The organism is Porphyromonas pogonae (assembly GCF_036320655.1).
Lineage (GTDB): Bacteria > Bacteroidota > Bacteroidia > Bacteroidales > Porphyromonadaceae > Porphyromonas > Porphyromonas pogonae.
Map to the genome: position 1 here is coordinate 2,905,186 of NZ_CP143258.1, position 11,238 is coordinate 2,916,423.

Here is an 11,238-nt window from a genome sequence, read left to right on the forward strand (position 1 = left end):
TAACGTTGGGACAAGTAGTTCACAGTGTATGGCATGCTGTATGTAAACAAACTGCAACGTACTGTATATAGGCACAATGACTAATTAGCAGTCAGTTGCTTGTAAGCCTTACCAATACACTCTACAATATCACCTGCAATAAGGCTTTGCTGGGAGCATTGACCGGCATAGATATCTCCTGCCAATCCATGTAAGTAATTGCCCAAGACGGCTGCCGTGGCAGATGGATAGCCCTGAGCCAACAAGCCGGTGATAATACCGAGAAGCACATCGCCACTACCACCCGACGCCATACCGGGATTGCCCGTAGTATTGAACACTACATTACCGCTGGGCATACATGTAGCGCTGTAAGCACCTTTGAGCACAACGTATATATTGTGATTGGCAGCAAGAGCTCTTGCCTGACACAGGCGATCATAGTCATTGTCACAAAAAGTAGTGAGCCGCTCCAACTCACGAGCATGCGGCGTGAGTATACTTCCGGGAGGCAATATATCAAGGAGATTACGATCCTCGCCTATGATATTGAGGGCATCAGCATCCAACACGATAGGCTTCGTAACGGAGCAAAGCAGTTCCCTAAGCATGGTGCGTGACAAGCTACTCTTGCCGAGGCCAGGCCCCACGCCTACCGCACTATACTTCTGCGGGTCGGTAACCCCTGAGATACTACTCTCGTCCTTGTCAATCTGAACCATAGCTTCGGGTACGGAGATCTGCATAATCACCTCACCGCAAGCAGGCACATGTGCCGTGAGCATTCCCAGACCGCTTCGCAAAGCTGCCTTGGCAGACAAGCATGCCGCGCCCATCTTACCCCTACTGCCAGCTACAAGCAGAGCATGGCCGAAATTGTATTTATGACTAAATGTCTTACGGGGCTCTAATGCACGAGCCATATCCAAATCGGTAGCAAGGAAAAAGGATGCATTAATAGCCGCTTTACCTTCATCACTCAGCCCAATGGATACCTCCTGCCACTTCCCGACGAAAGGGGCGTTTTCGGACATGAGAAAAGCAAGCTTGGGGTACTCGAAGGTAAACGTGCGTGTGGCATGCACTATGGCTTTGGGATTATTGCCCAGATTTTCCTCAGAGAAAAGCCCGGAGGGTATATCTATACTTACGACCTCCATACCGCTCTCGTTGATAAACTGCACTAAACCGGCAAAACCGCCCTCGAGAGGTCTATTGAGTCCTGTACCGAAGAGTCCGTCTATGATGATACTGCCCGCACGCATTTCGGGCGGATTGAATTCATTGATCACTTCATCCAGGTGACAACCGTGTGTCTCCAGAAGTCTCATGCGATTTTCCTCGCACTCGGGCGTGAGTTTTCCCTGAGTATTGAAGAGGAAAGTATACACGGTGTAGCTGTCTTCCAGCAGCATCCTTGATACTGCCAGAGCATCGGCCCCATTATTGCCCATACCTGCGAAGACATACACGTCATTGCGACGTGGCATGTAGTGCCTGTTAAATTCGTAGACAAATGAACGTGCGGCACGTTCTACCAATTCGATCTCCGGAATAGGTTCGTTTTTGATGGTAAAACGATCCAATTCGGCAATTTGTCCGCCCGTAAATATCTTTTTCATTCCACTATGAATTTATATAGGTATGATGGTGATGAGATTAGTCCATAGTACCTCTGACAATACCTCTCTGCGATGATTTGATAAAGTCGAGAATGAGGTTACGCTCATAGCTATCAGGGCACTCACGCTCTATCTCTTCCAATGCTTCTGTATTATTGAGCCCGCTCTGGTAAAGCTTACGATAGATATCATTGATCATGAATATCTGCTCGTTACTAAAGCCTCTACGGCGTAATCCCACGATGTTGATACCACAGTATGCAATGGGATCACGACCAACCAAGGCATAGGGAGGTATATCCTTGGATGTTCTGGAACCGCCCTGTACCATGACATGCTGCCCTACTCGGACAAACTGGTGAATGAGCACTCCACCGCTTATGATAGCGTGATTGTCGATCTCGACCTCACCTGCCACCTGAGTAGCATTACCGATGATCACATGATCCCCCACAATACAGTCATGAGCGACATGGCTATAGGCCATGAGAAGGCAGTGGCGCCCCACTACCGTTTTGCCCCTGGAGGCTGTGCCACGGTTTATGGTAACGCACTCTCGCACGGTAGTATAATCACCTATAAAAGCCTCGCTGTACTCGCCTTGGAACTTAAGATCCTGGGGAATGCCCGCTATCACTGCTCCGGGGTGTATATTGCAGTGGTGTCCTATTCTAGCACCTGAGCGCACTATAGCATGAGGGTGAATCACTGTATCATCACCTATTTCCGTATTGTCTTCGATGACGGCAAATGCTTCCACTTTTACGTTATTACCTAATTTTGCATTAGGATGCACTTGCGCCATGGGGCTTATTAAATTCTCTGACATTAGAGTCAATCTTTTATTTGTTTTTGACTATCTGAGCCATAAACTCAGCTTCACACACTAACTTATCGCCAACGAAAGCCAACCCTCTCATATTCGCTACACCTCGACGCATCTCGGAAATCATCCTCAGTTTGAAAATCAAAGTATCGCCGGGAACTACTTTCTGACGGAACTTTACATTATCTATCTTGAGGAAATAAGTAGAGTACTTCTCAGGATCATCGACACTATTGAGCACCAATAGGCCTCCTACCTGAGCCATAGCCTCGACCTGTAGTACGCCGGGCATTACAGGCTCTTCAGGGAAATGGCCGGGGAAGAAAGGCTCATTGCCGGAAACATTCTTTACCCCCACAATATAATCAGTACCAAACTCGATAATCTTATCCACAAGAAGGAAGGGATAACGGTGCGGCAGTAACTCTTTGATACGATTGATATCCATCAAAGGCTCTATATTGGGATTGTATGAGGGAGCTTGTGACTCATTCAATTTGATATCCTTGCGAAGGACAGCCGCCATCTGATTGTTGATCTTATGTCCAGGGCAGAAAGCAATGATGCGCCCTTGTATATGGCGTCCGATAAGAGCCAGATCGCCTAATACGTCAAGGAGCTTGTGCCTTGCCGGTTCATTGACAAACTGCAAAGGCTTGTTGTTTATATATCCCAGATCTTGCACTTGCTTGCGTGCTACTCCCATGAGGTCGCTGAGATTGTCGAGCTCGGACTGCTCCAGAGGCTCGTCATAGATCACCAATGCATTGTCGAGGTCTCCGCCCTTGATAAGCCCGTGGGCAAGGAGTTGCTTGATCTCACGCACAAAAACAAATGTACGGGCTTTGGATATCTGCTCATCGAAGTCAGCCAAATCATCTAATACTGCATACTGATTGGACAGGACAGATGAATCAAATGAAATGTGGACATCTATTCCGAACTTTTCATCGGGTAGCAGTATGATCCGTGATCCGTTGGTGCCTATTACTTCCTGACGCTTTTTGACTATATAATATTCGCGCGGATATTTCTGCTCTTCGAGACCTACTTTCTTGATTGCCTCCACATACGCTGTGGCGCTACCGTCCAGGATAGGAAACTCGGGAGCATCGACATCAATAATGCAGTTGTCTACACCCATAGCATACAAAGCAGCCATAGCATGCTCAATGGTACTTACCGAAACACCATCCTTTGACAATACGGTACCTCTTTCCGTGCCGCACACATATTCGGCCAAAGCCGGTATCTCGACTACGGGGTCAAGATCGGTGCGTCTGATGACACATCCTGTACCGTCAGGCGCGGGGTTGAAAGTAATATGTATTGTCAATCCCGTATGCAGGCCTTTGCCTTCCAAGCTAAAACTTTCTTTGATGGTCTGTTGCTTTTGCATATCGTATTTACTTTACTTATTTGTTTCTATTTGTTTTTCTAAAGATCGTAATCTTTTCTCTATTTCAGGAAGTTTGGGCAGATATACATAAGCTCGCATAGCTTCCCGTGCATTCATTGCCGGCGATCCCAGCAGTACTGATCCGTCCTTCACATTACTCAAGATACCCGTTTGACCACCTAAACCGACTTTGTTGCCGATAGTAACGTGTCCCGAGATACCTACCTGACCTCCCACCTGGCACCACTGCCCGATGTGTGAAGATCCGGCCATGCCCGCCTGAGACGCCATCACCGTGTGTTCCCCTACGGTGCAGTTGTGTGCTATCTGAATAAGATTGTCCAGTTTAGCCCCTTTGTGCACCACGGTATTGCCCATCACGGCACGATCCACACAGGTATTAGCTCCTATCTCTACATCATCCTCAATGATTACTCCTCCGAGCTGAGGTATCTTGTGGTAACCATCGGCTTCAGGTGCAAAGCCAAAACCATCAGCACCGATAACGGCGCCGGCATGCACGATGCACTTCTTACCTATAGAGGATCCATGATAAACCGTTACATGAGGATTTATCACAGTACCCTCACCTACGGTCACACCTTCGCCAAGAAATACATGTGGATATATTTTGGCAGCCTTGCCCAATACTACTCCGGCTTCAATACAAGCATACGCTCCGATATAAATATCCTCGGGGAGCTGTACGGAAGGGTCAATACGCGCGGTATCATCCACCCCTTTGCGTTCTCTTGTCTGCATGGTCTGCACCCGTTGCAAAAGTTCGGCCAAAGCCGCATAAGCGTCCTTGACCCTGATGAGTGTAGTATCTATAGCTTTTTGAGGAGTAAAATTTTCATTGACCAATACGGCCGAGGCTTTGGTATCGTAGATATAATGCTCATATTTATTATTGGCAAGGAAAGTAATCTCACCTTCGGCAGCATCTTCGATTTTGCCAAAGTTACTCAGCTTTACGTCAGCATTGCCCTCAACAGTGCCTCCAAGTAACTGAGCTACCTGCCCTGCTGTAAATTCTATCTTCATGCTTCAATCAGATTATATTTGATCAGAGCGTCTTCCATCTGACGCTTCAACGCTGCAGCTTCTTCAGCCGCACGGGAAGCAAAGCGCTCCGTTTTATCCGCATAGATGATACTGCGTGATGCGTTTACGAGCAAGCCGCATGTATCGTTCAGTCCATACTTCACCACTTCTTCCAGACTTCCGTTTTGAGATCCCACTCCGGGTACCAGTAGAAACTTATCCGGAACTATCATCCTGATACGCTCGAGCATCGAAGCTTTGGTCGCTCCCACTACATACATCAGTTGGTCTGAATTGGTCCATGACTTGGATACCCTGAGCACTTTCTCAAAGTAGTACTCACCCTGATTATCTGGCACCAACTGAAAGTCTTGGGCCCCTTCATTGGAAGTAAGAGCAAGCAATATAGCCCACTTGCCGGGGTATTGGAGGAATGGCGTCACACTATCCGAGCCCATATAAGGCGACACCGTCACTGCATCTACCTTGAGATGCTCAAAGAAGCTACGGGCATACATATCACTGGTATTACCTATATCGCCACGTTTGGCATCGGCAATGATAAACTGATCAGGATAATTCTCTCGAATATACTCTACCGTTTTCTCAAATGCCTGTACCCCGAAAGCTCCCATACATTCATAAAAAGCCATATTGGGCTTGTACGCAACACAATACTGCGCCGTGGCATCTACGATCTTTTTGTTGAATGCAAAGATGGGGTCATCTTCGGTCTGTAAATGCGCCGGTATCTTGCGAATATCCGTATCAAGTCCTACACACAGGAAAGACTTCTTGCGACAAATATTCTCAAACAGCTCTTGCTTAGTCATAGTTATATATATTCAAGTGGTAAATATGTTTTCTATAAGTATTTATTTTCATTGTTTATAATTCGGCTTCTTTCATCCTCTCTACATTCTCAGCCACGATGAGCTGATCGATGATCTCTTGTATCTCACCGTTCATTACAGCCGACAAGTTGTATAAAGTGAGATTGATGCGGTGATCTGTCACACGTCCCTGCGGATAGTTGTAGGTGCGTATCTTGGCTGAGCGGTCACCCGTAGACACCATAGTCTTACGCTTGGCAGCGATAGCATCATTATGCTTGGCCAGCTCGATATCGAATATTTTGGTTCTCAACATCTGCATAGCCAACTCACGGTTGGCGAGTTGCGAGCGAGCTTGCTGGCACACCACCACGATACCCGTAGGCTTGTGCGTGAGTTGCACCTTGGTTTCCACCTTATTTACATTCTGTCCTCCTGCACCTCCCGAGCGAGATGTTTGCATCTCCACGTCGGCAGGGTTGATCTCTACGTCCACTTCATCAGCTTCGGGCAGTACAGCCACAGTAGCTGCTGAGGTATGTACACGACCTTGGGTTTCGGTAGCAGGTACACGTTGCACGCGGTGTACACCGGACTCATATTTGAGTATACCGTACACCCCCTCGCCGGTCACATTGAACACGACCTCTTTATAACCGCCGGCAGTACCTTCGGTAAAACTGGTCACTTCCGTTTGCCAGCCTCTATTTTCACAATAGCGTGTATACATCTTGAAGAGGTCACCGGCAAAGATAGCAGCTTCGTCACCACCGGTTCCACCCCGGATTTCCACTACGGCATTCTTCTCGTCCTGCGGGTCGGCAGGCACCAATAGCATTTTGATCTCTTCCTCCAAAGTAGGGAGTTGCTGCTCCGCTTCCTGCATCATCTCACGGGCCATAGCACGCAATTCCTGATCACTTTCGGACTCCAGTGTTTCACGTCCCTCGGCAATATTGGCGAGTAATAGACGATACTCCTTGCCTTTGTCGAGGATCTTTTCGAGATCACGGTATTCCTTCCCCAACTTTACAAACCGCTTTTGGTCTGCTATCACTCCGGGATCGGTAATGAGAGTAGATACTTCTTCAAAACGAGCTTCAAGGCCTTCTATACGCGATATTAAATCGTTTTCCGCAGCCATTCATCAATAATTAAGATCACCGTAAGGTGAACGGATTAACAAACTATTCTCCGATGCATCCTCTACTCGACCCACTATCTGTGCCGGGATGCCAAAACTTTCGGATACTTCAATAACTTTCGGGGCGTCTTCGGGCGACACATAGATCTCCATGCGATGTCCCATATTGAAGACTTTATACATCTCTTTCCAAGGCGTACCGCTTTCTTTTCTGATAAGTTCGAAAAGCGGAGGCACCGGGAAGAGATTATCTTTGATGACACGTTTGTTTTTCACAAAGTGCATGATTTTCGTTTGAGCACCACCCGAGCAATGCACCATACCATGGATACATGGACGCATCATATCAAGCAGCTTCTTGATTACGGGGGCATAAGTGCGTGTGGGAGATAACACGAGTTGTCCGGCATTGATATCCACACCCTCTACCTTGTCAGTAAGCTTGACAGAGCCACTGTAAACCAAGTCATCGGGCAAGGCGGCATCATAGCTCTCAGGGTATTTGTCCGCCAGATAATGACCAAACACATCGTGGCGGGCGGAGGTCAAGCCATTGCTACCCATACCTCCATTATATTGTTTCTCATAAGAAGCCTTTCCGTACGAAGCCAAGCCCACAATGACATCACCACCGCTAATGCGGGCGTTGTCTATGACATCGGCACGTTTCATGCGGCACGTTACTGTGCTATCCACAATTATCGTACGAACCAAGTCACCTACATCTGCGGTCTCCCCACCTGTAGAATATGCGTTTACCCCCATGCTTCTCAGCTCGGCGAGCAACTCTTCCGTGCCACCTATGATTGCTGCTATTACGTCACCGGGGATGAGTAGCTTATTGCGCCCTATGGTAGATGATACCAGGATGTTATCCACGGCGCCCACACACAGCAGGTCGTCAATATTCATGATAAGAGCATCCTGAGCTATTCCTTTCCACACGGATAAATCACCTGTCTCTTTCCAGTACAAATACGCCAGAGACGATTTGGTGCCCGCACCATCGGCATGCATGATATTGCAATACTCGGCATCACCGCCCAGGATGTCCGGGATTATCTTACAGAAAGCTTGAGGATACAGTCCTTTATCCACATTTTTAATAGCCATGTGAACGTCTTCTTTAGAAGCGGACACTCCTCGTTGAATGTATCTTTCGTCCATTATTATTGATAGGGTAGCTTAACGAAGGCGTAGCACATCCCCCTCTTCAGGGATATAATCGCCATCCTTATTATTTAGTTTGTAAAGATTTTCCATCCTGATGCCGTAACGCTGTGCTATACTGTGCATGGAGTCGCCCACCCTCACCACGTAGTCGAAGTAAGGAGCAGTCGCTTTAGATCGCTTAGGCTCGAGATACACAATATCCCCTTTCCTCAAGGTAAATTCAAGAGGCGTATCATTGTACCTGGCTATCTTCTTAGCCGGGATACCCATATCTTGGGCTATACGGTCATAACTATCCTGATCCACAGCTATCACATAGAGTAGTCCGTAACTCAGATAAGCTTCTCTTTTAGGACCTTTGAAAGTACTGGGAGTCTTTTCGGCCTGAGCTTCTCGATACTCTCCACGACCACCCTGCCAAGAGGCCTTGACCCCCTTGTCCAAAGCATACAACTCATAATCCTCCACTATTTTGATAAGCATATTGGCATAGCCCTTGTTAGTGGCATAGCCGCATTCCTGCAATCCTTTTGCCCAACCTTTATAGTCGTCGGCACGTAATCGAAAAAGCCTCTCATATCTTTTGACAAGTAGGAACTTAGAGTGGTCTTCGTAAGAATCTTTCCAATGCTTGTAACTTCTGAAGCATTCGTTTTCCATATCGTCAGTCTTGAATGCCCTGCCGCCATCCCATGATCTGTGGCACTTGATCCCGAAGTGATTGTTGTGCTCACGAGCCAGAGAACTCGTACCTGCACCCGTCTCCACCAGAGCTTGTGCCATAGTGATACTGGCCGGTATACCATAACGAGCCATCTGCCTTTGGGCTTCTTCGGTATGTTGAGTGATATAATTCATATAAACTTGCTTGCGCTGCACTTGAGCACTGAGCATGTTGGTCACCAAAAGAAAGAGCGTGACGATGAAAAAGCATTGAGAAAGATATATTTTTTTCATTGATTATACTCTGAGATGGTCTGAATCCAATTTATTATTAAACAAAAATACAAAAAAAGGAGGTATGGCACGAGATATATGTATTATTTCTTATCATACAACATCTTACATACCTTCTTAGGGCATGATATACAACGGTTTGATCCCACGTTCTCCCCCCTCAATAAAAGCAAACCCGGTGATGGCGACCTTGGTTCAGTTATATTGATTGGAGAGCAAGAGCCGGTATTACCAAGATATAAATAATGTGCTAATAATGATGCAAAAAAAGGACATTATAATCATATTAAATCCAAAAAGCATTCATAAAATCCATTTTTATAAAAACGGAATAACCATTGCTGTAAATATAACTATCCGGGAAAGTATATAACCTCATGCTCCTATAATCTAACGTACACAGATGGTGGTTTTATTTTATGACTATGCCATACGCCATAGGCTGTTCTCATCTGACAAACAAACAACATGCAGATAACGACATTATTACAGAATTAATTATTACAACATAAAAGTTAAAAAAGGTCAAAAAAAAGATATTGTCAGATTAATTTCTGCAGGCGACTCAATTGAGAAATAAAAACTTCACATCCTTCTATTTCAGGAAATCGATAAAAATCGGGTGTTACTTCTTACTCATTTTACATGAAAGCAGGGATATTAAAGAAGTCTCACTGAATGAAGCATTAGATTCCTAATACGAATATCAGGAAAAGAACCATCAAGCCCCTCTTATCATCAAGGTTTTCTCGCACCATAAACATCAGGAAAGGCTCTGAAACTATCATTTTGTCAGTTTTGTGAGGTGTGGTAGTGTGGGTGGATAGATTCGCTGTAATGGTTGGTAGTAGGACTTGACAAGGGGGGGGGCTTGTTGTATCTTTGTGGTGGCGCTGTTTTATTTACTTGATATACCTTTTTTGATGATGATGTACTATATTCCTTACTCCGTAATATTCTTCATGGTTTATTTACACCTCTGTTTACCTTATTCAACCTGCTCGGTATTATTCGGCCTTAGCCGGGACTACGGGTTACAGGTGGCATTGCTTCATCATCTTTGATGGAGTATTATTGGCTCACAGGCTGATTCTATAACATCCGTCCAATCGCATATCCGCATATGATTTATGCACGGGCCTTTTCATCCTACAAAAAAAGCCGACTCTGTAAGTAGAGTCGGCTTTTTTATGCTACAAAGTCTGTTGACTTATCCTAATAGGGCTGTTGACCTATCCTATAAGATCAATTGTTTTAACGTGAGTTCGGTCTAAGCGAGGTGTACTAAGTGGGTTGATGGATTGTGTATGATTTCTAGGTTTAATTCCGGCTTTTTGGGTAGCAGATTGTAGGCAATTATGCCGGCAATCAAATTAATGGCGAAATTATTGACGCTTCTATGTCGTGTATGCTCTATTTGACAAACGTTTTTGAGTAGGTCATTAACGGTTTCCACAAGGGCTCTTTTCCTGAGTAATATCCTATCATAAAGGCTCATCAGAGTGTTTTTCATGTTTTTCTTTATCTTCGTAATCATGTGTATGTCGTCAATGAAGAGCTTATCGAAAAGACTTTGTGAGATGTATCCTCTGTCGCCAACAAGTTTGCCGAAAAGTTTCTTCGTGAAGGTTCCGCCTTTAAGTGGAGCACGGTCATCCGTATTCCCCGGTGTGATTTGATATTGAATGATTTCCCCCCGGTCGTTAATCACAATATGTAGTTTGAAACCATAGAACCATCCCATACTGCATTTGCCCTTTTGGGCCCATCCTTTCATGGTCTTATGCCCGTGTGCCCGCTTGATATGGCAGGTGCGTAAAGGTGTGGAATCAATGAATGAGATACCGGTGCATTCGCCCAGACAACACATATTGAGAAATGAAATTAGTTTGAATGCCACCTTGCTTTGTAATTCCACAAAACGATTGTAAGAGACCAACGAAGGAAAATCCGAATGACATTGTTGCGTAATATATTGAAGATAAAAGGACTTAAAATCGCGATACCTCGAATGATGGAAAAGAATCAGAATAGTCATGATTTCAGCATCGGACATCCTAAACTTGCGATTTCTTCGCTTTTTGTTTCCTTCGCAAAGGGTTCTTTGCTGAATCAAGGTATCGAAAAGTTTGGAAAAATCATCGGTAAGACAGAAAATTTCAACTATATTTGTTTTCATAAAGTGGTGTTTTGTTTGTTTATATCTTATTGATTATCAACTACTAAGATACAAATAATTCACCACTTTTGCAATGAAA

General features: G+C 45.4%; 9 protein-coding genes. All 9 read right to left on the reverse strand.

The features are described from left to right. Nucleotides 1-80: 80 nt before the first annotated feature. A complete protein-coding gene (locus VYJ22_RS11565) occupies nt 81-1,601 on the reverse strand; it encodes an NAD(P)H-hydrate dehydratase (protein ID WP_329904259.1) in 1,521 nt (506 codons plus the stop codon). Nucleotides 1,602-1,638: 37 nt separating this feature from the next. Next, on the reverse strand, nt 1,639-2,430 hold the full coding sequence (gene lpxA, locus VYJ22_RS11570) for an acyl-ACP--UDP-N-acetylglucosamine O-acyltransferase (protein WP_329904261.1): 792 nt from the start codon (nt 2,428-2,430) through the stop codon (nt 1,639-1,641). 13 nt (nt 2,431-2,443) lie between these two features. After that, on the reverse strand, nt 2,444-3,826 hold the full coding sequence (locus tag VYJ22_RS11575; RefSeq protein WP_329904262.1) for a bifunctional UDP-3-O-[3-hydroxymyristoyl] N-acetylglucosamine deacetylase/3-hydroxyacyl-ACP dehydratase: 1,383 nt from the start codon (nt 3,824-3,826) through the stop codon (nt 2,444-2,446). Nucleotides 3,827-3,838: 12 nt separating this feature from the next. Further along, the gene (lpxD, locus tag VYJ22_RS11580) at nt 3,839-4,867 is read right to left on the reverse strand and encodes a UDP-3-O-(3-hydroxymyristoyl)glucosamine N-acyltransferase (RefSeq protein WP_329905616.1); all 1,029 of its coding nucleotides are present in this window, start codon (nt 4,865-4,867) and stop codon (nt 3,839-3,841) included. 2 nt (nt 4,868-4,869) lie between these two features. Then, complete coding sequence (gene pyrF, locus VYJ22_RS11585) at nt 4,870-5,706, reverse strand: orotidine-5'-phosphate decarboxylase (RefSeq protein WP_329904263.1); 837 nt, start codon at nt 5,704-5,706, stop codon at nt 4,870-4,872. A gap of 55 nt (nt 5,707-5,761) precedes the next feature. After that, nucleotides 5,762-6,850 (reverse strand): peptide chain release factor 1, encoded by a 1,089-nt coding sequence (gene prfA / locus VYJ22_RS11590; protein WP_329904264.1) that lies wholly within the window; start codon nt 6,848-6,850, stop codon nt 5,762-5,764. A 3-nt stretch (nt 6,851-6,853) separates the two neighbouring features. Then, entirely contained in the window at nt 6,854-8,017 is a 1,164-nt protein-coding gene (locus VYJ22_RS11595; RefSeq protein WP_407989037.1) for an AIR synthase related protein, read from the reverse strand. A gap of 18 nt (nt 8,018-8,035) precedes the next feature. Beyond that, on the reverse strand, nt 8,036-8,980 hold the full coding sequence (locus VYJ22_RS11600; protein WP_329904265.1) for a glucosaminidase domain-containing protein: 945 nt from the start codon (nt 8,978-8,980) through the stop codon (nt 8,036-8,038). Between the two features lie 1,270 nt (nt 8,981-10,250). Then, nucleotides 10,251-11,159, reverse strand: a complete 909-nt coding sequence (locus VYJ22_RS11605) for an IS982 family transposase (RefSeq protein WP_329904266.1) — start codon at nt 11,157-11,159, stop codon at nt 10,251-10,253. Nucleotides 11,160-11,238 lie beyond the last annotated feature (79 nt).